General features: G+C 58.1%; 22 protein-coding genes and 1 riboswitch. Of the genes, 12 read left to right on the top strand and 10 right to left on the bottom strand.

Features of this window, described 5'->3' with window-relative positions:
• Positions 1 to 9: 9 nt before the first annotated feature.
• Positions 10 to 306 carry a ubiquinone biosynthesis accessory factor UbiK gene (ubiK, locus tag HB664_RS22635; protein WP_028014454.1) on the bottom strand — a complete coding sequence of 99 codons (297 nt, stop codon included), beginning with the start codon at positions 304 to 306 and terminating at the stop codon, positions 10 to 12.
• A gap of 119 nt (positions 307 to 425) precedes the next feature.
• A riboswitch (FMN riboswitch) is annotated at positions 426 to 576 on the top strand.
• A 106-nt stretch (positions 577 to 682) separates the two neighbouring features.
• On the opposite strand from ubiK, the gene ribB reads away from it, so the two are divergent.
• On the top strand, positions 683 to 1336 hold the full coding sequence (ribB, locus tag HB664_RS22630; protein ID WP_010435670.1) for a 3,4-dihydroxy-2-butanone-4-phosphate synthase: 654 nt from the start codon (positions 683 to 685) through the stop codon (positions 1334 to 1336).
• A 32-nt stretch (positions 1337 to 1368) separates the two neighbouring features.
• Here ribB and zupT read toward each other — a convergent pair whose 3' ends face one another.
• A complete protein-coding gene (gene zupT / locus HB664_RS22625; RefSeq protein WP_032659900.1) occupies positions 1369 to 2142 on the bottom strand; it encodes a zinc transporter ZupT in 774 nt (257 codons plus the stop codon).
• A 196-nt stretch (positions 2143 to 2338) separates the two neighbouring features.
• Between zupT and ygiD the strand changes: the two genes are divergently transcribed.
• Positions 2339 to 3127 (top strand): 4,5-DOPA dioxygenase extradiol, encoded by a 789-nt coding sequence (ygiD, locus tag HB664_RS22620; protein WP_033146664.1) that lies wholly within the window; start codon positions 2339 to 2341, stop codon positions 3125 to 3127.
• 92 nt (positions 3128 to 3219) lie between these two features.
• Here ygiD and HB664_RS22615 read toward each other — a convergent pair whose 3' ends face one another.
• The 3 genes from HB664_RS22615 to tolC all read right to left on the bottom strand — a co-directional run bounded on the left by HB664_RS22615 (position 3220) and on the right by tolC (position 6722).
• Complete coding sequence (locus HB664_RS22615; protein WP_219940239.1) at positions 3220 to 4380, bottom strand: glutathionylspermidine synthase family protein; 1161 nt, start codon at positions 4378 to 4380, stop codon at positions 3220 to 3222.
• A 2-nt stretch (positions 4381 to 4382) separates the two neighbouring features.
• On the bottom strand, positions 4383 to 5051 hold the full coding sequence (locus HB664_RS22610) for a DUF1190 family protein (RefSeq protein WP_029740695.1): 669 nt from the start codon (positions 5049 to 5051) through the stop codon (positions 4383 to 4385).
• Positions 5052 to 5243: 192 nt separating this feature from the next.
• The gene (gene tolC / locus HB664_RS22605) at positions 5244 to 6722 is read right to left on the bottom strand and encodes an outer membrane channel protein TolC (RefSeq protein ID WP_219940238.1); all 1479 of its coding nucleotides are present in this window, start codon (positions 6720 to 6722) and stop codon (positions 5244 to 5246) included.
• 204 nt (positions 6723 to 6926) lie between these two features.
• On the opposite strand from tolC, the gene nudF reads away from it, so the two are divergent.
• Genes nudF through parE form a run of 5 tightly spaced genes read left to right on the top strand, consistent with a single transcriptional unit; the run spans position 6927 to position 11335 of the window.
• Positions 6927 to 7559, top strand: a complete 633-nt coding sequence (gene nudF / locus HB664_RS22600) for an ADP-ribose diphosphatase (protein ID WP_023333429.1) — start codon at positions 6927 to 6929, stop codon at positions 7557 to 7559.
• Positions 7556 to 7978: a DUF1249 family protein gene (locus HB664_RS22595; protein WP_003862516.1), complete on the top strand. Its 423-nt coding sequence runs from the start codon at positions 7556 to 7558 to the stop codon at positions 7976 to 7978. The genes nudF and HB664_RS22595 overlap by 4 nt, the downstream gene beginning before the upstream one ends.
• Positions 7979 to 8005: 27 nt before the next feature.
• Positions 8006 to 8833, top strand: coding sequence for a 3',5'-cyclic-AMP phosphodiesterase (cpdA, locus tag HB664_RS22590; RefSeq protein WP_024906493.1), 828 nt, complete (start codon positions 8006 to 8008; stop codon positions 8831 to 8833).
• The gene (gene yqiA, locus HB664_RS22585) at positions 8833 to 9414 is read left to right on the top strand and encodes an esterase YqiA (RefSeq protein ID WP_008502976.1); all 582 of its coding nucleotides are present in this window, start codon (positions 8833 to 8835) and stop codon (positions 9412 to 9414) included. The genes cpdA and yqiA overlap by 1 nt, the downstream gene beginning before the upstream one ends.
• Before the next feature lie 28 nt (positions 9415 to 9442).
• Positions 9443 to 11335 (top strand): DNA topoisomerase IV subunit B, encoded by a 1893-nt coding sequence (gene parE, locus HB664_RS22580; RefSeq protein ID WP_029740698.1) that lies wholly within the window; start codon positions 9443 to 9445, stop codon positions 11333 to 11335.
• An 83-nt stretch (positions 11336 to 11418) separates the two neighbouring features.
• On the opposite strand, the gene HB664_RS22575 is transcribed toward parE, so the two are convergent.
• Positions 11419 to 13560 carry a TonB-dependent siderophore receptor gene (locus HB664_RS22575; protein ID WP_219940237.1) on the bottom strand — a complete coding sequence of 714 codons (2142 nt, stop codon included), beginning with the start codon at positions 13558 to 13560 and terminating at the stop codon, positions 11419 to 11421.
• Between the two features lie 386 nt (positions 13561 to 13946).
• Between HB664_RS22575 and HB664_RS22570 the strand changes: the two genes are divergently transcribed.
• The 5 genes from HB664_RS22570 to HB664_RS22550 are packed head-to-tail and all read left to right on the top strand — an operon-like array spanning position 13947 to position 18620.
• Complete coding sequence (locus HB664_RS22570) at positions 13947 to 14759, top strand: ABC transporter ATP-binding protein (protein ID WP_219940236.1); 813 nt, start codon at positions 13947 to 13949, stop codon at positions 14757 to 14759.
• The gene (locus tag HB664_RS22565; protein WP_219940235.1) at positions 14756 to 15739 is read left to right on the top strand and encodes an iron ABC transporter permease; all 984 of its coding nucleotides are present in this window, start codon (positions 14756 to 14758) and stop codon (positions 15737 to 15739) included. The genes HB664_RS22570 and HB664_RS22565 overlap by 4 nt, the downstream gene beginning before the upstream one ends.
• Positions 15736 to 16776, top strand: a complete 1041-nt coding sequence (locus HB664_RS22560) for an iron ABC transporter permease (protein ID WP_219940234.1) — start codon at positions 15736 to 15738, stop codon at positions 16774 to 16776. Before HB664_RS22565 ends, HB664_RS22560 begins: the two co-directional genes overlap by 4 nt.
• 9 nt (positions 16777 to 16785) lie before the next feature.
• Positions 16786 to 17736: an iron-siderophore ABC transporter substrate-binding protein gene (locus tag HB664_RS22555; protein ID WP_219940233.1), complete on the top strand. Its 951-nt coding sequence runs from the start codon at positions 16786 to 16788 to the stop codon at positions 17734 to 17736.
• Positions 17733 to 18620: a MurR/RpiR family transcriptional regulator gene (locus HB664_RS22550; RefSeq protein ID WP_033146656.1), complete on the top strand. Its 888-nt coding sequence runs from the start codon at positions 17733 to 17735 to the stop codon at positions 18618 to 18620. The genes HB664_RS22555 and HB664_RS22550 overlap by 4 nt, the downstream gene beginning before the upstream one ends.
• A gap of 83 nt (positions 18621 to 18703) precedes the next feature.
• On the opposite strand, the gene HB664_RS22545 is transcribed toward HB664_RS22550, so the two are convergent.
• The 4 genes from HB664_RS22545 to qseB all read right to left on the bottom strand — a co-directional run bounded on the left by HB664_RS22545 (position 18704) and on the right by qseB (position 21730).
• Positions 18704 to 19018: a putative quinol monooxygenase gene (locus HB664_RS22545; protein WP_008502984.1), complete on the bottom strand. Its 315-nt coding sequence runs from the start codon at positions 19016 to 19018 to the stop codon at positions 18704 to 18706.
• Positions 19019 to 19049: 31 nt separating this feature from the next.
• Positions 19050 to 19631: an NAD(P)H-dependent oxidoreductase gene (locus tag HB664_RS22540; protein ID WP_039262999.1), complete on the bottom strand. Its 582-nt coding sequence runs from the start codon at positions 19629 to 19631 to the stop codon at positions 19050 to 19052.
• 105 nt (positions 19632 to 19736) lie between these two features.
• On the bottom strand, positions 19737 to 21074 hold the full coding sequence (qseC, locus tag HB664_RS22535; RefSeq protein WP_219940232.1) for a quorum sensing histidine kinase QseC: 1338 nt from the start codon (positions 21072 to 21074) through the stop codon (positions 19737 to 19739).
• Positions 21071 to 21730 (bottom strand): quorum sensing response regulator transcription factor QseB, encoded by a 660-nt coding sequence (gene qseB / locus HB664_RS22530; protein ID WP_094935313.1) that lies wholly within the window; start codon positions 21728 to 21730, stop codon positions 21071 to 21073. Before qseB ends, qseC begins: the two co-directional genes overlap by 4 nt.
• Positions 21731 to 21824: the final 94 nt, after the last annotated feature.

The following is a 21824-nucleotide window of genomic DNA, read 5'->3' as shown; positions in this document are numbered from 1 at the left end:
AGGCCGCACTTACTCCTGGTCGTCCACCGGTGGAATGGCCGGTGCCGGCTTCACTTCTTCCGGCGCATTGCGGTTTTCCAGCTCGCTCAGACGCTGTTCCAGCAGCGCCAGCTTCTCGCGGGTGCGCAGCAGAACCTGGGTCTGCACGTCAAACTCTTCGCGGCTGACTAAATCAAGGCGAACCAACTGCGCCTGGAGCGTCTGGCGGATTTTCTTTTCTACGTCATCACCAAATTCACGAATGCCTTTTGGCATAGATTCATGAACCTGACGCGCGATCTGCTCAATTTTTTTCGGGTCAATCATTGGCGTTTCCCTTGATGGAAAAGTGTTAGTGTCCATTGTAGCGCGTCATGCCCGGGGTAAACAAAATTGTTTGATGCTTATGCATTGCCCAGGATAATCAATAGCGTTATAGTTATCTCGCTTATTCTCAGGGCGGGGCGAAATTCCCCACCGGCGGTAAATCAGCGTGACGCTGAAAGCCCGCGAGCGCTTTGGGTGAATACTCAAAGGTCAGCAGATCCGGTGTAATTCCGGGGCCGACGGTTAGAGTCCGGATGGGAGAGAGTAACGATCAAGTCGGGCATGGGCCCGCTCACGTTATCTTTTTGCCGCTTATACGGCGCTCCTAAGACTGCCCTGATTCTGGTAACCATAATGTTAATGAGGTTTTTTTACCATGAATCAGACGCTACTTTCCTCTTTTGGCACTTCAACTCAACGTGTTGAACATGCACTGGATGCACTGCGCGAAGGCCGCGGTGTGATGGTGCTTGACGATGAAAACCGTGAAAACGAAGGCGACATGATTTTCGCCGCCGAAAATATGACCGTTGAACAGATGGCGCTGACCATCCGTCACGGCAGCGGCATCGTATGCCTGTGTATTACCGAAGATCGTCGTAAGCAGCTCGAGCTGCCGATGATGGTCGAAAACAACACCAGCGCCTTTGGTACCGGTTTTACCGTGACCATTGAAGCTGCGCATGGCGTGACCACCGGTGTGTCTGCGGCTGACCGTCTGACCACCGTACGTGCAGCGATTGCTGATGGTGCGAAGCCATCCGATCTGCACCGTCCAGGCCACGTCTTCCCACTGCGTGCGCAGGCGGGCGGCGTGTTGACCCGCGGTGGTCACACCGAAGCGACGATCGACCTGGTGACGCTGGCTGGCTTCAAACCTGCCGGTGTGCTGTGCGAACTGACCAACGATGACGGCACCATGGCGCGCGCGCCGGAATGCATTACCTTTGCCCGCCTGCACAACATGCCGGTGGTCACGATTGAAGATCTGGTTGAGTATCGCCAGGCGCACGAGCGCAAAGCCAGCTGAAAATAAAAACGCCGGGATATCCCGGCGTTTTTTTACCCGATTCCTGCGGTCTGCAGGAGAACCAGACTTAATCCCATCACCGACATTCCACACAGCACGCCATAGCTGGGGTTGTTGTTAGGATCGATTTCCTTCGCCAGCGGCATCAGTTCATCCACCGAAAGCGCAACCATGATCCCGGCTACCGCGGCCATAATCGCCGCCATCACTACCGGAGAGACCAGGCTACCGAGGATCAGCCAGGCCAGTACGCCACCAAGGATTTCGGCCATCCCGGAAATCCCCGCCCAGAACACCGCGGTGCGTTTCGATCCCGTTGCGGCATACACGGGTCCGGCGACGGCCAGTCCTTCAGGAATATTGTGTAAGGCGACCGCCAGCGCGATGCCAAAGCCCATCTCAAGATTGCTGCTGGCCGTCACGTAGGTAGCGACCCCTTCCGGGAAGTTGTGCAGGCTGATGCCAAGCGTTAACAGCACGGCGGTACGCTTGATATTGCGCGGCATGGGCGCCACGTTTTTCTGCATTAAATCCTGAGGATGCGCGTGCGGAAGCATCCGATCGAGGGCAAAGTATCCCAGCAGGCCAAAGACAAACATGCCGTAGCCCAGCAGCGGAGACATGCCTTCCGTGCCCAACGCGGCAGGCAGCATCTCCATCAGGGAGATGAGCAGCATGATCCCGGCAGCAAAGCCCAGTGAAAAGGCCAGTACGCGGTTAGAGGGCTTTTGGCCGAGCACGCCGAGGAGCGCACCGATAAAGGTCGCGGCGCCCGCCAGTATGGTCAGGATCAAGGGGACTGACATGCATTGCTCCTTATGATAATCATTCTCATTAATATAAATGATTCATTTCTGGCAAAGCGAGGGTGAAAACCCGGCTTTACACATTCCTTACATTCAAATTTCCTGATGATGATCTTCACGCTTATCTGCGTTCATCTTTGCCGGATTGCGCGTAATGTAGCACCATTAAATTGACACCTTCTGTAAGGATATCACCATGACTTCTTCCCGTATGCCAGCCCTGTTTTTAGGCCACGGTAGCCCTATGAACGTTCTGGAAGACAACGTCTATACCCGCGCCTGGCGTCATCTTGGCGAGACGTTGCCGCGTCCGAAAGCGATCGTGGTGGTGTCTGCACACTGGTTTACCCGTGGGACCGGCGTGACCGCCATGGAAGCGCCAAAAACCATTCATGATTTTGGCGGCTTCCCGCAGGCGCTGTACGACACGCATTATCCGGCCCCCGGGTCGCCTGAGCTGGCGCAAAAGCTGGTAGAGTTGCTGGCACCTGTCCCTGTGACGCTGGATAAAGAAGCCTGGGGCTTTGACCATGGCTCCTGGGGCGTGCTGATTAAAATGTATCCTGATGCGGATATCCCGATGGTGCAGTTGAGCATCGACAGCACTAAACCGGCGGCCTGGCATCTGGAGGTGGGGCGCAAGCTGGCAACCCTGCGTGATGAAGGCATTATGCTGGTGGCGAGCGGCAACGTGGTGCATAACCTGCGTACCGCACGCTGGCACGGTGAGAACACGCCGTACCCGTGGGCAACCTCTTTTAACGACTACGTCAAAGCGAACCTGACCTGGCAAGGCCCGGCCGAGGAGCATCCCCTGGTGAACTATCTGGATCATGATGGCGGTTCGCTCTCTAACCCGACGCCGGAACACTTCCTGCCGCTGCTGTACGTTCTTGGCGCGTGGGATGGTCAGGAGCCGGTGACGATCCCGGTCGACGGTATTGAGATGGGGAGTCTGAGTATGCTGTCGGTGCAGATTGGGTAATAAAAGCAAAACGGCAACCTCAGGTTGCCGTTTTGAGTGTTTGCACCCTCTCCCTGTGGGAGAGGCGCGGGGTGAGGGCATCAGGCCGCGGCCTATTCGACAAAAATGTGCGGATAAAACCGTGACAGATCCTGCGTGATCAGCGCGCGATCTTCGCGAATACCAATCCCGGCCGGTTGATCGTTGATAAGCCAGCTGCCAATCAGCGTATAGCTGTCGCCAAATTTCGGCAGTTGATAGAACTCCTGGACGATCATCCCTTCTTCGCCGTACGGTCCTTCAACCGCTTCCAGCGTCTTGCCGTTTTCGATAATCGAGACGTTTGCGCCTTCGCGGGAGAAGATCGGCTTAACGACGTATTTCTCCATTTGCGGGTAATCATCTTCCGCAAAATAGGCTGCCAGCAGGTTGGGGTGGTTCGGGAACATCTCCCAGAGCATCGGCAGCAGGGCTTTGTTAGAGATGATGCTCTTCCAGGCCGGCTCCAGCCAGCGCACGCCAGCATCTTCCAGCTTGGTGGAGAACATCTCGCGCAGCATGTATTCCCACGGGTAGAGCTTGAACAGGTTGCTTATCACCTGGTCCTGCATATCCGTAAACTGACCTTTTTCACCCAGGCCGATATCCTCGATATAGAGGAACTCGGTCGCTACTTCCGCTTCGGCGGCGCAGTCCTGCAGATATTGAACCGTGCCACGGTCTTCTTCCGTGTCGCGGCAGCAGGCGAGATGGAGCAGGTTAAAGCCATGCTGTTCGCGCAGCTCGGCAAAACGCTCAATCAGCTTTTCCTGCAGGCTGTTAAACTGGTCGCTGCCTTCCGGCAGGTTTCCGGCATTGGCCTGGTCTTCCAGCCAGATCCACTGGAAGAACGCCGCTTCATACAGAGAGGTTGGCGTATCGGCGTTGTTTTCCAGCAGCTTCGGTTCACCTTTGCCGTCCCACGCCAGATCCAGGCGAGAGTAAAGCGAAGGTTGATTCGTTCTCCACGACTGGCGCACAAAGCCCCATGTGTGCTTCGGAATGCGGAACTTTGCCATCAGCTCGTCGCTGTCGATGACCTTTTCCACGACCTTCAGGCACATCTGGTGCAGCTCGGCCGTCACCTCTTCCAGTTTTTCCACCTGAGCCAGCGTGAGCTTGTAATAGGCGTCTTCACACCAGTACGGCTCGCCGTACATGGTGTGGAAGTTAAAACCGTACTCGGTGGCTTTTTCGCGCCAGTCCGGGCGCTCGGTGATACTGACTCGTTCCATGATCAGCCGCCCATTGAGCGAGTAGAGGAGGTGCCTGTCGCACTACGCTGCATGCTGGTCTGCTTCGCCACAGATTCACCAAACCCGCCGCGGGTGATGGTGCTGGTCGTCGCAGGCTTCGGCGCCATCGCCGTTTTCGGAACGTTCACGGTGCGGCCTGGGGTCGCTGCGCCGTAGCCTTTGCCGCTGGCATCGGTATATTGACCGTAAGCCGGGCTGGCCGGGTTTTTCGAGCTAAACAGCGGCTGCTGCTGGTAGCCCGCACCGCCGCCCATCAGGCGACCCATCATGTAGCCTGCCATCAGCGGCATCCAGAAGCTGCCGCTGGACTGCGCCTGCGCCTGATTTTCAGGTGCGGTGCCTGCCTGAGCCGGTGCCTGCTGGCACTGACCTTCACCAAACTCCGCCACGCAGTCTTCGCGTGAGGCATATTTCGGCGCAGTACGTTCCGCTTCTTTCAGCGCGCTGGTGTAAGCCGTTTTACATTCGGCGGCTTTGCCGGTTGCGGCGGAGCAGTCGTCTGCGTTTTGATACAGCGAAACCGTTTCGTCATTTTTCTCACAGCCTGCCAGCATAAAGACAGCCGTGACCGCCAGCGCAACAGGGGTGAGGTGACGCGCGTTCCAGCTCTTGCGGAACGAAGCGTGATTTATGGATTTTGTCCGTTTCATGTTTGTCTTCCAGGACCCAGTGGTAATAACGCTCAGGATAGAGGATGAGTGGTTGAAAATGAAGCGAAGAGGGGCGGAATCAGGGGGATCTTTACGTTGGCTTACGTTCGGATGTGATTCAGATGCGCCCCTCTCCCTGTGGGAGAGGGGTGGGGTGGAGGGCATCAGGCCGCAGTGGGCCTGATAACACTCTTAGTTACGGAACGGATTATTGCCTTTGCTGGCGGATGTAGCGGTACGCGCAGCGGCCGGCTGTGCCGCAGGGGTGCTGCTGTTAGCGTTGAAGTTATCAACCGCGGCAACCTGCTCCGGGTTCTCCGGCGCAACGCTGTCCGGAGAGGTGGAGACCGGTTTGCCCAGCGCGCTGTTCAGCATCTGCAGATCTTGCTCGTTCAGCGTACCCAGAGCCTGTTTGATGTTCAGCTGGTTAATCAGGTACTGGTAACGCGCGCTTGAGAGCTGCTGTTTCGCGTTGTACAGCGTGGTGGTCGCGTCGAGCACGTCAACGATAGTACGTGTACCGACCGAGTAGCCCGCTTCCATCGCATCCAGAGAGCTCTGCGCAGACACAACGGCCTGTTTATAGGCGTTGATGCTGCTGATTGAGGCGTTCACGTTGTTGAAGGAGGAACGCACGGTCTGCACCACGTTGCGGTGGGCGCTTTCCAGCTGCTCGCTCGCGCCAACAAAGTTGTACTGCGCCTGTTTCACCTGAGAGTTGACCTGACCGCCCTGGTACAGCGGCAGGGAGAAGCTCAGACCCACTTTATTCTGACCCATATTGCTGTCGTCATACTGGGACGTATTGGTTTTAGAGCCGCTGTAGGTCGTATCAGAGACACCGGTAGACGCGCTCAGGCTCAGGGTTGGCAGATGGCCGTCCTGCGCCTGACGAATTTGCTCGCGGGCCAGGTCCTGGCTCAGACGCGCCTGCAGCAAACTCAGGTTGCGGTTTTCCGCCTCTTTCAGCAGGGCGTTAACGGCCTGCGGTTTATCCGTTTTAAAGCTGTCCACGTTCAGCGACGCCAGCTCAGGATAGTAATTCCCGGTGACCTGACGCAGGGATTCCAGCGCGTTGTCGAGGTTGTTACGCGCGGTCACTTCGTTAGCCAGCACGGTGTCGTACTGTGAACGGGCGTTCTGCACGTCGGTGATCGCGACCAGGCCCACGTTGAAACGCTGGGTAGTTTGATCTAACTGGCGGTAAATCGCCTGTTTCTGCGCTTCGGTGTAGGAGAGTGCATCAATCGCGCTCAGCACGTTGAAGTACGCCGTGGCGGTGTTCAGGATCAGCGTCTGCTGGTCGGTCTGATAGGTCACATCCTGGATACCCGCGCTCTTTTCCTGCAGGGTCAGGGCGCGCCATTTGGACATATCAAACAGCGTCTGTGTCAATTGCAGTGAGGCGCTGGTAGCATTGGAGTTTACGCCGTTAGCGTCGCGGAAACCGTTGCTGTAGGTATAATCTGCACCTAAACCTAACTGTGGCAGCAAGGGGCTACGCGCTTCGTTAATCTTTTCAAACGCAGCATCACGATCGGCCGCTGATTTACGTAAATCAGGGTTGCCCAGACGTGCCTGCTGGTAGACCTGTAACAGGTTTTCCGCCTGGCTCATTGCACTGAAGCCCGTCAGGCTCAGGCCGATAAGGATGGGGAGCAATTTCTTCATTTGCATTCCTTGTTGTGAAGCAGTATTAGCGCTGATCTAATTAAAAAATAATTGCCGATTCTAACAGAATCTTCCATACCAAAAGGTTGGCGTAACGTGCCATCTGGCGGTAATTTGCACCAATCTACCATATAGCCTTACAAACGGCAGCCAAACAGCCTTGAAATTCACAATTTCATCACCATTGCTACCAGGACTCGACTCATGCAAAAACCAGAAAAGTTGCCCGTGACATTCGCCAAAAACGATGTAGAAATTATTGCACGAGAAACGCTTTATAGCGGTTTTTTTTCAATGGATCTTTACCGTTTCAGGCATCGCCTGTTTAACGGGGAAATGAGCGGCGAAATCAGACGCGAAATTTTTGAGCGCGGGCATGCGGCAGTCTTGCTACCCTTTGACCCAGTGCGTGACGAAGTTGTGCTGGTGGAGCAGATCCGCATCGCCGCTTATGACGTCAGTGAGAGCCCGTGGCTGCTGGAGATGGTGGCCGGGATGATCGAAGAAGGTGAGTCTGTTGAAGACGTCGCCCGTCGCGAGGCGCTGGAAGAGGCCGGACTGGTGGTGGGCCGTACAAAACCGGTGCTGAGCTATCTGGCAAGCCCGGGCGGTACCAGCGAGCGCTTGTCCATAATGGTGGGCGAAGTGGACGCCACGACGGCGGAAGGGATCCACGGTCTGGCAGATGAAAACGAAGATATTCGGGTTCATGTGGTGAGCCGGGAACAGGCTTATCAGTGGGTAGAAGAGGGGAAAATCGACAACGCAGCGTCTGTCATCGCCCTGCAATGGCTGCAGCTGCATTATCAGACATTACGAAACGAGTGGAAAAAATGAAGCGCTATACGCCTGACTTCCCAGAAATGATGCGCCTGTGCGAAACCAATTTCGCACAATTGCGCCGCCTGCTGCCGCGAAACGACGCACCCGGCGAAACGGTAAGCTATCAGGTGAGCAACGCGCAGTATCGGTTAACGATAACAGAATCAACGCGCTACACTACGCTGGTGGAGATTGAGCAAACGGCACCCAGCATTAGCTACTGGAGCCTGCCGTCGATGACGGTGCGCCTCTATCACGACGCGATGGTCGCTGAAGTGTGTTCAAGCCAGCAGATCTTTCGCTTCAAGGCGCGGTATGATTACCCGAATAAAAAGTTGCATCAACGCGACGAAAAGCATCAAATTAACCAGTTTTTAGCCGACTGGCTAAGATATTGTTTAGCACATGGAGCAATGGCGATTCCGGTTTGTTAGCGTCATAAACCTACCTAAGGACACCATTTGGAAAGCCTGTTGAACCTGACTGTTGCTGGTGGGGCGCCAGTCAGGATATTACAAATCACCGATACCCACCTTTTTGCCGAAAAGCATGAAACGCTACTGGGGGTCAACACCTGGGAGAGTTATCAGGCGGTACTTAGCGCCATTCACGCTGAAAACCGTGCATGCGATCTGATTGTCGCAACGGGCGATCTGGCGCAGGATCAGTCCTCCGCGGCCTACCAGCATTTTGCTGAAGGCATCGCGAGCTTTAGCGTGCCTTGCGTCTGGCTGCCAGGAAACCATGACTTCCAGCCCGCCATGTACAGCTCTCTTCAGGATGCGGGAATTTCTCCGGCGAAATGTGTTTTTGCGGGTGAACAGTGGCAGATCCTGCTGCTCGATAGCCAGGTGTTTGGCGTCCCGCACGGTGAGTTAAGCGAGTTTCAGCTCGACTGGCTTGAGACCAAACTGGCTGCTGAACCTGAACGTCACACGCTGCTGTTGCTTCATCATCATCCTCTGCCGGCGGGCTGCAGCTGGCTCGATCAGCACAGCCTGCGCAACTCCGCGGCGCTGGATCGCGTGCTGGCGAAATTCCCGCGGGTGAAAAATCTGCTGTGTGGGCATATTCACCAGGAACAGGATCTCGACTGGAACGGACGCCGCATGCTGGCGACGCCATCGACCTGCGTTCAGTTTAAGCCGCACTGCGCCAACTTTACGCTTGACACCATCGCGCCAGGCTGGCGCTGGCTGGAACTGCATGCCGACGGCACGCTGACCACGGAAGTCTGCCGTTTGACCGGTGCAAAATTCCGCCCGGATACCGCTTCAGAAGGCTATTGATGTCTACGCTCCTTTATCTGCACGGATTCAACAGTTCGCCGCGCTCCGCAAAAGCGACACAGTTTCGCCAGTGGCTGAGCGAGCATCACCCCGACGTTGAGATGATTATCCCGCAGCTGCCGCCTTACCCGGCAGAGGCCGCGGAGATGCTGGAATCTATTGTGCTTGCGCACGGCGGCGAAACCTTCGGTGTGGTCGGTTCATCGCTGGGCGGGTACTACGCTACCTGGCTCTCACAATGCTTCATGCTGCCCGCCGTTGTGGTTAATCCGGCGGTACGGCCATTTGAGCTGCTGAGGGACTTTCTTGGCGAAAACGAGAACCCCTACACCGGCCAGCAATATGTGCTAGAGTCACGCCATATTTACGATCTCAAAGTTATGCAGGTCGACCCGCTTGAGGCACCGGATCTCATCTGGCTGCTGCAACAGACGGGTGATGAAGTGCTGGATTACCGCCAGGCAGTGGCGTATTACGCCTCCTGCCGCCAGACTATAGAAGAGGGCGGAAACCATGCTTTCACGGGCTTTGAGAATCATTTCACCCAGATTGTCGATTTTCTTGGACTGCACAGCCACTGACAATCAATGCGAATTGCTAGTTTAAATCATGACGCAAACCTATAACGCTGATGCCATTGAGGTCCTCACCGGGCTTGAGCCGGTTCGCCGCCGCCCGGGGATGTACACCGATACGACGCGCCCAAACCATCTGGGCCAGGAAGTTATTGATAACAGTGTGGACGAAGCGCTGGCGGGCCATGCCAAACGCGTTGACGTCATTCTGCACGCCGATCAGTCGCTGGAAGTCATCGACGACGGGCGCGGCATGCCGGTGGATATCCACCCGGAAGAGGGCGTGCCTGCCGTTGAGCTGATCCTCTGTCGCCTGCACGCAGGCGGTAAGTTCTCCAACAAGAACTACCAGTTCTCCGGTGGTCTGCACGGCGTGGGCATTTCCGTGGTGAACGCCCTGTCCAAACGCGTGGAAGTGAACGTCCGCCGCGACGGTCAGGTGTATAACATCGCGTTTGAAAACGGCGATAAGGTGCAGGATCTGCAGGTTGTCGGCACGTGCGGCAAACGCAACACCGGTACCAGCGTCCACTTCTGGCCTGACGAAAGCTTCTTCGACAGCCCACGTTTTTCCGTTTCTCGCCTGACGCACCTGCTGAAAGCCAAAGCGGTGCTGTGTCCGGGCGTGGAAATCACCTTTACCGATCACGTTAACAATACCGCACAAACCTGGTGCTACGCCGACGGTCTGAACGATTACCTGTGCGAAGCGGTAAACGGCCTGCCGACGCTGCCGGAAAAACCGTTTGTCGGTAACTTTAGCGGCGATACCGAAGCCGTGGACTGGGCGCTGCTGTGGCTGCCGGAAGGCGGCGAGCTGCTGACCGAAAGCTACGTCAACCTGATCCCAACCATGCTCGGCGGTACCCACGTCAACGGCCTGCGTCAGGGGCTGCTGGACGCGATGCGTGAGTTCTGCGAATACCGCAATATTCTGCCGCGCGGCGTGAAGCTGTCGGCGGAAGATATCTGGGATCGCTGCGCCTACGTGCTCTCCGTGAAGATGCAGGATCCGCAGTTTGCCGGTCAGACCAAAGAGCGCCTGTCGTCACGTCAGTGCGCGGCGTTCGTTTCCGGCGTGGTGAAAGATGCGTTTACCCTGTGGCTGAACCAGAACGTGCAGGCAGCAGAGATGCTGGCCGAAATGGCCATTTCCAGCGCCCAGCGTCGTCTGCGCGCCGCGAAGAAAGTGGTGCGTAAAAAGCTGACCAGCGGCCCTGCGCTGCCGGGCAAGCTGGCGGACTGTACCGCGCAGGATCTCAACCGTACCGAGCTGTTCCTCGTGGAAGGGGACTCGGCGGGCGGATCGGCCAAGCAGGCGCGCGATCGTGAATATCAGGCGATCATGCCGCTCAAGGGTAAGATCCTGAATACCTGGGAAGTCTCTTCTGATGAAGTGCTGGCCTCGCAGGAAGTGCACGATATTTCGGTGGCGATCGGCATCGATCCGGACAGCGACGATCTGAGCCAGCTGCGCTACGGCAAGATCTGTATCCTCGCGGATGCGGACTCCGATGGTCTGCACATCGCCACGCTGCTGTGCGCGCTGTTCGTGAAGCACTTCAAAACGCTGGTGAAAAATGGTCACGTCCACGTGGCGCTGCCGCCGCTCTACCGTATCGACCTCGGCAAAGAGGTTTACTACGCGCTGACGGAAGAAGAGAAAGCGGGCGTGCTGGAACAGCTGAAGCGCAAGAAGGGCAAACCGAACGTGCAGCGCTTTAAAGGGCTGGGCGAGATGAACCCGATGCAGCTTCGCGAAACGACGCTGGATCCGAACACGCGCCGTCTGGTGCAGCTGACGATCAGCGATGAAGACGAGCAGCAAACCAACGCCATGATGGATATGCTCCTTGCCAAGAAACGTTCGGAAGACCGACGCAACTGGCTGCAGGAGAAAGGCGATATGGCGGATATTGAGGCCTGATGCCCTCACCCTAACCCTCTCCCGCCGGGAGAGGGAATGGATCGTAGGCCCGGTAAGCGTTAGCGCCACCGGGCTTTTTTACATCAAAACTCCATCTTCACCGTAAACTGCACTTCGCGCGGATCGCCAATCTGGTTGCCCAGGTTGTTGGTCGCAATCGACGACGTGTAGTAGGTCTTATCAAACAGATTTTTCACGTTCACCTGCAGCGTCACCGGATACTGTAGCTTCATCTTGTACGCCGCAAACGCGTCCGCCACGAAATAGCCCGGCAGATAATAATCCGCACCGTTGGTTGCGGAACGACGGCTTACGCCGTGCCCGCCGCCGCCCAGCGTCAGGGTATTCCCGGCAAACGCATTGTGAATATCGTAGGTCAGGAACAGGGAGCCGGTATGGCGCGGCATGTTCGGCAGCGGTTTGCCCGCATAGTCCGGATCTTCCAGCACCTTCGCGTCGGTATAGCCGTAGCTGGCGATAATGTTGGTGTTCTCGGTCAGCGAGCCGGCAAGATCCACCTCCACGCCCTGAGAGCGCACGCGGCCTGCGGTTTTAGCGACGGTTTCATCACCTACGCTCTCGGTATACAGCACGTCGCGCTTGTGAATATCAAACAGCGCGATATTGGCGGTAATGCCGTCGAACAGATCAAACTTAGCGCCGATTTCATACGCGTTCGACGTTTCCGGCGGCAGGTCGCCAATGTAGCTCGCAATGGACGACTGCGGCATAAACGTCTGGGAATAGTTGGCAAACAGCGAGACCGCCGGGGTGAGCTTATAAACAAGACCCAGCTTTGGCGTCCACTGGTCGTCGCGGCTGTCGGTGTTCACGTTAAACGGACGGCCTTTCCCCGCGTACTGGGTGTAATACTGATAGCGCATTCCGGCGACGGCGATCCACTTATCGGTCAGGTACAGCGCGTCCTGCGCGTAGGCGGAGTAGCTTTCCTGCTTAATGGTTTGATCGCTGTCGGATGCCGAGACGGTGGTGCACTTGCCGAGGCTGCCGTAGCTCGGGTGGTAAATATTGAAGTCCTTAACGTTTTTACAGCGGATCATATCCGTACGCAGCAGATCGTAATTCTCATACGACACGCCGGTCAGGATCTCATTGTAAAAGCCCGCGATGTCCACGTTCCCCTGCAGATCCGCGCGCGTCGTGTGCATACGCTGGGTCGAGCCCTGGGTCGCATCCACGCGGCGGGTCAGGTTGCCGGTTTTTGAATCGTAGGCCATCACGCGGGCCTGGTTATCGCTGTACTTATCCTGGCTGTAGCTGTAGTCAAACTTCGCGGTCCACTGGCTGTTGAGGCGATACTCCGCGTTGAGTTGAGCGAGATCGGACTGTCCGTCGGTCACATTAAACGGTTCGTCGAAGCGGGTTTTGCGATCGACGTTGACGGCTTTTTTAGTGTTGAGATCGAAGATCGTTCCGCGATCGAACGGCGTTTTATAGTCGCGATGCGAATAGAGCACGGTCACGGTGGCATCGTCGCCGAACCAGGTCAGCGACGGGGCGATAAAGGTGCTGCGTTCGTTGCCGAAATTACGCCAGTAATCCTCGTCCTGATATTCGCCCGTCAGGCGATACGCCAGGCGCGTGCCGTCAATCGGGCCGGTAACATCGATCTGTCCGGTGCCGCCGCCAAAGCTGGACGAGGTAGCGGAAAGGGAACCGCCGAAGGTCTTCTCCGGGCGTTTGGTGACGACGTTAATCAGGCCGCCCGGATCGAGAATGCCGTAGAGCGTCGAGGCCGGGCCTTTCAGCACCTCCACGCGCTCGGTTGCGGCATTAAAGCTGCGCGGCAGCACGGTGCGCAGGCCGTTGGTCATGATCGATCCGTCGCGGTTCGCGCCAAATCCGCGGCGCACGAAGGCATCCTGCGTGCCGCCCAGGGTGTTGGTCTGCACCACGTTGCTGACGTTATAGAGCGCTTCATCCAGCGTGGTGGCATGCTGATCCGCCAGCACTTTATCGCTGACGGTATTGACCACCTGCGGGATGTCCAGCATCGGCATGTTGGTTAACGTCGCGGTGGAGGTATTCAACGGCTGATAGCCATTCGTGGCCTCCGCCGTCGTATTTGGATCGGCGGTGACGGTAAGCGTTTCGCCGTCTTTAGTCGCGGTGTTATCTGCTGCCTGCACCAGCGGCGCCATAAACAGCAGTGAAAAGAGCGCGCGCCCTTTTACCCCAGAGAGTGAAGGTGTGAACGTAGCCATTACATCTGTTATCCCGAAATATCCCGCGAATGACGTTTCGCGGAAAAATGTGTGAGTCATTGCCCTTTACGGTCTGTCCGTTAGCCACGGTGGGCATCGGACATGTAATTGAGAATCATTCAATCATGCGCGAATGTAGTAGTAAATGGAAAAAAGAAAAAATCGACTACAACGTTTAGCCGGACGTATAAGCGCAGCGGGATGATTATTAATTTATTGAATTAAATGCTTTTTAAAGTCATTCCTTGTTCATTTTCCCTCAGGCCTATCCCTGGTTTTATCAGGGTGTTTCTTCTCTTGACTACTACATGGCGCAGCGTCAAACTCTCAAAAGAGAATGATTTTTATTTATATTTGTTGCGCTTTTTTATTACGTTGGCATTCACGTGGCTCACAACACAAAAAAACCGGGACTGGTTCTGGAGAACCTCTCTGCGGGCTATCAGAAAAAAATCATCGTTGATGATATCTCCCTTGCGATCCCACAGCAGAAAATGACCGTGCTGGTAGGGGCGAACGGCTGTGGAAAATCCACGCTGCTGAGCACCATTGCGCGTTTGCTTCAGCCGCTTGGCGGCGCGGCAGTTCTCGACGGCAAGGCGATCCACGCGCTGCCGACCAAAGCCGTCGCCCGCCAGCTGGGTATCCTGCCGCAGTCTCCGCTGCTCCCGGAAGGGTTGACCGTCTTTGAGCTGGTCTCGCGCGGGCGTTTTCCCTGGCAGAACTTTATGCGCCAGTGGAGCGACGAGGACGAGCTGGCGGTGGAAGAGGCCCTGCGCCTGACCGGCACGGCGGAGTTTGCACATATGCCGGTGGAAAGCTTATCCGGCGGCCAGCGTCAGCGCTGCTGGATCGCCATGGCGCTGGCGCAGCAAACGCCGTATATCCTGCTTGACGAGCCCACGACGTTTCTCGATCTTCGCTATCAGGTGGAGATCCTGGAACTGCTGCACACCCTGACCCGCCGGCACGGACGTACCGTCGTGGTGGTACTGCACGATCTCAACTTCGCCGTAAACTACGGCGATTCGCTGGTCTTTTTACGCCAGGGGAAAGTTGAAGGCGTATTGCATGAGGGCGATGCCTGCACGCCGGAGCTGATCAAAGCGGTGTTTGATGTCGACGTGCATATGTCCATAAACCCGTTGACCGGCAAGCCGTTCTTTATGCCGTTTCGCCAGAGTACCGTTCAGCCATGATGCGCTCCTCTCTGGCCTTTCCGATCTTCGCACTGCTGCTGGCGCTGGGTGCGATTATGCATCTGGGCATCGGCGCACGCTTCATCGCCCCGCAGACGGTGGTGGAGGCATTTTTCCATTTCGATCCGCGCAATTTCGACCATAACGTCATTATCAAATTAAGACTGCTGCGCCTCAGCGCCGCGATGGTGACGGGCGCCGCGCTCGGCGTGGCGGGCGTGCTGCTGCAGTCCGTGATCCGCAACCCGCTCGGCGAGCCGCATATTCTGGGGCTCAACGCCGGGGCCGCGCTGGCGGTCGTGATTACCAGCGCGCTTGGGCTGGCGCTGCCGTTTGGTCGCCCGCTCGTTGCCGCCGCCGGTGCCGCCGCGCTGTTTTTGCTGGTGCTGCTGTTTTCCTCGTCCGGTCGCACCGGGCTTACGCCGATGAAGGTCACGCTTTGCGGCGTGGCGATGTCGGCGTTTGCCTCGTCGATTACCGCCGCGGTGTTAATTCTCGATGAACAGACGCTGCTCGCCATGCGCACATGGCTGGCAGGGGACCTGGCCGGGATCAACGTGCAGACGCTCCGGAGCGCCCTTTGGGCTGCAACAGCCGGTTTTGTTCTCGCCATCGGGCTGTCGCCCTCGCTCAACATGCTGGCGCTGGGAGACCGAATGGCGCAGGGGCTTGGCGTGTCGCTGCTGAAAACCCGCCTGCTTGCCCTGCTGGCCATCGCGCTGCTCTGCGGTGCGGCCGTCTCAATTGCCGGGCCGATTGGCTTTATCGGCCTGGTCGTGCCGCAGCTCATTCGCCGTCTGGTGTCGGTCGATTTACGCGTGATGGTGCCGCTGTCTGCCCTGTGTGGCGCGCTGGTTCTGCTGCTGGCGGATATCGCCGCCCGCACGCTGTTTACGCCCTGGGAGCTGGCAACCGGCATCATGACGGCCCTGGTCGGCGCACCCGTATTCATCTTTATGGCATCGAGGATGTTCAAATGAACCGGGCCGGATTCCGCGCGATCCGTATTGGCCGTTTATCGGCGCTGGTTCGCCCGAGGGCGCTGTCCTGCCTGACGCTTTTAGCGCTGGTGGCGTTAAGCCTGCTGGGCTTTGGCCTGACGCACGGTTCTCTGCCTGTTCCCATCTCCGCCATCGGGCGCGCGCTGTTTTCTCCTGAGAGCCTGACGGCGGAGACGCGCTACATCGTGATGGATATCCGCCTGCCGCGCCTGCTGATGGCGGTGCTGTGCGGCGCGATGCTCGGCATGGCGGGGGCGGCAATGCAGTCCATCACCCGCAATGGTCTGGCCGATCCCGGGCTTATTGGCGTGAAGGAGGGCTGTAGCGCGGCGGTACTGCTGCTGATTTTTCAGTTCCCGGCGCTGGGCCTGGCCTGGCGTCCGCTGGTCGGCATGGCCGGTGGGCTGCTTACCGCGCTGCTGGTTATCGGCCTGGCGCGCGATATCTCGCGCCCGCGGTTCATCCTGATCGGCATCGGCGTGTCGTGGGCGTTTGCCGCCGCAATGGGCGTCTTTATCACCACCGCCGACGTGCGCGACGTGCAGACGGCGATGCTGTGGCTGGCGGGAAGCCTGCATGCGGCAAACTGGACGCTGGTGGGGTTAGCCGCGCTCTGGGCTGCCCCCGCGTTTGCGCTGCTGCTGTTTACCGCGCGGGCTGCGGACGTGGCGTTGCTTGGTAATCAGGCCGCAGCGGGCCTTGGCGTGCGCATAACCCGGCTGGCGCTGCTGCGGGTTCTCGCCCCGGTAGTGCTGACGGCGGCCTGCGTCTCGTGCGTGGGCAGTATTGGTTTCGTGGGGTTGATTGCTCCGCATATGGCGCGCCTGCTGCTGCGCGGTGGGCAAACCGCGCTCCTGACGGGAAGCGCCGTGCTGGGCGCGCTGCTGGTGCTGCTGGCGGATAACGTCGGACGTCTGGCATTCCTCCCGCTGCAGTTGCCGGCGGGAATTGTGATTTCATTGATTGGCGGACCGTTTTTCCTGCTGCTGCTCTGGCAGCGTCGGGACAGATTTTAGGGGACTAAAATGCGCGTAGTGTTTTCGATGCTGTTGCTGGTGGGGTTCGCGGTGGGTGCGGCGGAGCCGACGCAGACGTTTACTGACGATCTGAACCGAAATGTGGTGGTACCGGTTCATCCGAAGCGGATTGTCTCCTTACACGATCTGGATATCACCATTCCGCTGATTGAGCTTGGCGTGCCGCCGGTGGCAAGCCATGGCCGCACGCGGCCGGACGGCAGCCACTTTCTGCGCTCCAGCGGCATGTTGACCGGCGTCGACTTTGATAATTCCGACATTAAGTTTATCGGCACGGCCGATATCGACATTGAAGCCATCGCCGCCGCAAAGCCTGACCTCATCGTTACCGAGCCGACCCGCAACACCACGGTGGAACAGCTGGCGAAAATTGCCCCGACGGTGAGCATCGATCATCTCGACGGCGGCGCGCCGGAGATCTACCGCAAGCTGGCTCAGCTGACGGGAACGCAGGCGCGGCTCAAGGTTCTGGAGCGGCGCTATCAGGAGCAGATTAAGGCGCTGAAGGCGACTATTGATACCCGCAAGGTGACCGTGTCCGTGATTCAGGCGAATCAGGGAAAGATTAACGCCATGCACAGCTACCACTCGCTGGGCCGCGTGCTGCGCGACGCCGGGTTCACCTTCCCGCCGCTGATTGAGTCCATCCCGGACGGAGGGCGTATCGACGTCAGCGCCGAGCGCCTGCCGGAGCTGGATGCCGATTTCGTCTTCGCCACCTGGCGCGGGGATACGGGCGGTAAACCGCAGGACGAGCTGGCGGCGATGGATGCGGTCATGCCGGGCTGGTGTCAGTTCCTGAATGCCTGCCGAACCGGGCATTACGTGCTGATCTCGCGTGAAGAGGCCATCTCGAATTCGTACGCCTCGTTAGGGCTGATGGCCGCGCAGGTGCAGTCGCAGATTGCCGGGCGTCCGCTGCCGGGGGCGTCACGGTGATCCGCAAAGAGAAAGGGCGCGTGGATGTCTATGGCGACCGCTTTCGCGCGCGTGCGCATCAGCTGACGCCGCGTCTGCTGCAGGTTGCACGCTATATCCATGACAACCGCGAAGCGGTGATGGAACAGACCGCAATGGAGATCGCGACGCTGTTGAAAACCTCGGATGCCACGGTAGTCCGCGCCATTCAGGCGCTGGGTTTCGCCGGGCTGCGCGATCTCAAGCAAACGCTGGAGCAGTGGTTTGGTCCGGTGGTCACCTCCAGCGAAAAGATGTCCACCACGGTGAATACGCTCGCCAGCGACGTCAACGCGAGCATTGATTTCGTGCTGGAGGGGCATCAGCACACCTGCGAGGTGTTATCCGAACCCCACAACCGCTACGCGATGGCCCAGGCGGTTTCTCTGCTGGCGCAGGCGAGGCAGGTCGCCATATTTGGCATTGGCGCCTCCGGCATTCTGGCCGAGTACACCGCCAGGCTGTTCAGTCGTATGGGGTTACCCGCCACGCCGCTTAACCGTACCGGAATAGGGCTTGCCGAGCAGCTGATTGCGCTTCAGCGCGGCGACGTGCTGGTGATGATGGCGCAGAAATCCGCGCACCGGGAGGGGCAAACCACGCTGCGTGAAGCAAAACGTCTGGGCATTCCCACCATCCTGCTGACCAACGCCCTAGACTCACGCTTCAGCAAGGAGGCCAGCGTGGTGATCCACGTTCCGCGCGGCGGCGAAAAAGGCAAAATCCCGCTCCACGGCACGGTGCTGCTGTGTCTGGAGATGATCATTTTATCCGTCGCCTCCACCGAGCCGCAGCGCACCATCAAGTCGATGAAGCGCATCAACGAGTTACACCGTGGGTTAAAGCCGGGGAAGAAAAGCACCTAAAAACAAAGCCCGGTAGCGCTGACGCTCACCGGGCCTGGATCTGTTCTCCCTCTCCTTTCGGGAGAGGGCGGGGGAGGGGAAACTTAAACCCCTTGCTCCAGAATGCGGATGTGGGTTTCCAGCACGTCACCCTTAACCGCGTCGCTCCACGCTTTCATGTGCGCGGTCTGCAGGTGCGCTTCAAGATGCGCGACGGTTTCCCACTGCTCAACCATGATGATCGAGTCTGGCGCGGTCGCCTGGAAGCTGGCGTCAGTGGCGGCATCCACCATCGGCGCGTAGCCGTGGCAGCCTTCTTCTTTCAGTACGGTCGGGATAATTTTCGCGAACTGATCCAGCACCGCCTGGCGGTGATGTTGACCTGGACGAGTACGGATTTCTGCGATTACGGTAAGCATGTTTACTACTCCTTTAATTCCAGGCTACCAGTTAAGCAAAAATTTCCGCGAGATGCTTGCGATATTCTGCGATATAGCTCGGGACGTCAGGCATTTTAATCACGTCGTTGACGATAAAGGTCGGCAGCGGATCCATGCCCAGGAACTGGTTAGCCTTGTGGAACGGCAGGTACGCGCCGTCGACGCCCACGCCTTCGAAGAACTGTTCTTTATCGGTGAAGGCTTCCAGCGGGGCGTTCCAGGTCAGCGAGAGCATATATTTTTTGCCCTGAATCAGGCCGCCCGAGCCGTATTTTTTGGAGGCGTCAGAGCGGGTGCGGCCATCGCTGGCATACAGCGAGCCGTGACCTTCGGTGAACACGTCGTCCATGTATTTTTTCACGGTCCACGGCGCGCCCATCCACCAGCCTGGCATCTGCCAGATCACCACGTCAGCCCACAGGAAGTTCTGCACTTCGGCCTTCACGTCATAACTGCTGTCTGCACGCACGACCTTAACATCATGCCCGGCGTCGCGCAGGAAACCGTCCGCGACCTCGGTCAGGGTGTCATTCAGCTGGCCTTTAGAGTGCGCAAATTCTTTTGCACCGTTGATAATCAGGATGTTGCTCATTATTTGTCCTCGATGATGAGAGTATGGCCAGTATTCTACGCGCGAGGACGGTGCGGTAAAATGAGCAAAATGTGCAAAGTCTTTTGCGTTAAACGCAATAATCCCTTACCAGCTGACCTTCACTTCAAAACCGCCTTCAGGGGCATTGCCCAGCGAAACGCGCATCCCGTGCAGGGCGGCGATGCGTTTTACAATGGATAACCCCAGCCCGCTGCCCGTGGCATCCTGACCCGGCGGGCGATAAAAGCGCTCGCCGATGCGCGCCAGCGCGTCCGGTGAAATGCCTGGGCCGTTGTCGCGCACGGTAAAGCCACGCGCGTCCAGCGTTACGTCCACCACGCTGCCGCGCGGGCTGTAGCGAATCGCGTTATCCAGCAGGTTGCGCACCAGCAGGCTCAGGAGCAGCTGCTGGCCCGTGCGTGTCACCTCTGGTGCATGGATGTTCAGGCGAATATCAATGCCCGCCTGCTGCGCCGGATACCAGATATCCAGCACGGCCGACTGCAGCAAGTCGGCCAGGGGAATCGGTTCGACATCGTCCAGGTTATCCAGCGAGTCCAGACGCGAGAGCGTGAGGAGCTGATCCACCAGCCGGGAGGCGCGGTCGATGCCCGCATGCAGCTGCATCAGCGCCTTTTCCCGCGCCTGCGGATCGTCATGAGAGAGCTGGGCCACGTCAGTTTGCACCTTCAGGGCCGCCAGCGGGCTGCGCAGCTCGTGGGCGGCATCGGACGTAAAGCGGCGCTCGCGGGTCATCATCTCCTGGGTGCGCGCGAAGAGATGATTCAGCGAGTCGAGCAGGGGGCGTACTTCCGTAGGAAGGCCCTCGGTCGGCAGTTTATCGGTGGCATCCGGCGAGCGGGAGCGCAGGGTCTGCGCCAGCTTTTTCAGCGGCTTCAGCTCCCGACTCAGGAGGACGATCAGCAGCAGCAACATCACGGGCAGCGCCACCAGCCAGGGGGTCAGCTGCGAGCTGACCACGTCCAGCGCCATCTCCTGGCGGTACTCCCATTCCTGGCCGACCACTACGCGGTACTTCCCGTCGGGTGAGGTTAGCCATAAAAAACGCCACTCGTCGTTGTCGCCCTGCAGCTGCCCGTTATCGAACCCGTCGCGGCGATAGTGGTACGGAATATCGCGTCCGTTTTCACCGTCGTTGAGGAGCATTTTGCCGTCGACGGCGTAAATGGCGAAAGCCAGCGCGTCGTCGTCCAGACGACCGTGCTTCACTTTTTTCGGGATCTCGCGCATGCGTTCGGGGGCGCGGATCTCGTCCAGATCCATCGTCAGCAGCCGTTTAGCAAACAGCATCTGCTGGGTATCGAACAGCTTGTCGAGCTTGTGGGTCGTCTGCTGCCAGGCAACCAGGCTGGCGGCAAACCAGGCCGTCAGAGACAGAAGTAAAAAGAGAAGCGTCAGGCGCAGCTTCAGGCTCAGTTTCATGCGTCACCCAGGGTATAGCCGATGCCGTGCACGGTGCGGATAAACTCGCTCCCAAGCTTGCGGCGCAAATGATGGACGTGAACCTCGATGGCGTTGCTGGAGACGTCGTCGTCCCAGGTATAGAGTTTTTCCTCGATCAGCTTTCGCGGCAGCACCCGACCGGTGTTACGCATTAACAGCTCCAGCAGCGCGAACTCTTTCGGCTTGAGCGTCAGCGGCTCACCGTCCAGCGTGGCGATGAGACGGCTCGGATCGAGCGTGACCTTCCCGTGACGCAGCTCGCTACGCGCCTGGCCGTGGCTGCGGCGGACCAGCGCTTCGAGGCGGGCACCCACTTCGATCAGCGCGAACGGCTTACAGAGATAATCATCCGCGCCAAGACGTAGCCCTTCGACGCGCTGGTTAAGCGCATCCCGCGCCGTCAGAATTAGTACCGGCTCGCTGCGCCCGCTCTCGCGCCACGCGCGCAGGATGTCCAGACCGTCAATTTCCGGCAGCGTCAGATCCAGCACCACGGCATCGTAGGGTGCAGAGGACAGCGCGGCCTGGCCGGTTTTACCGTCGGTAAACCAGTCCACGCTAAAGCCCATTTTGCTCAACCCCGCCTTGATACCGTCGCCGATTAACCTGTCGTCTTCTACCAGTAAAATGCGCATGTTCCCTCCTTGATGTCGTCAGTAAACCCTCTGTAAGCGCCTGCTGTACAGCAATAATAAATAAATTTTTCCCTTAAGAAGTTGTTAAGGATTA

This window comes from Enterobacter sp. DNB-S2 (assembly GCF_019443845.1).
In the GTDB taxonomy this organism is placed as follows: Bacteria; Pseudomonadota; Gammaproteobacteria; order Enterobacterales; family Enterobacteriaceae; genus Enterobacter; species Enterobacter asburiae_B.
The sequence above is the reverse complement of the archived record's forward strand: the minus strand, read 5'-3'. Positions and strand labels throughout refer to the sequence as shown.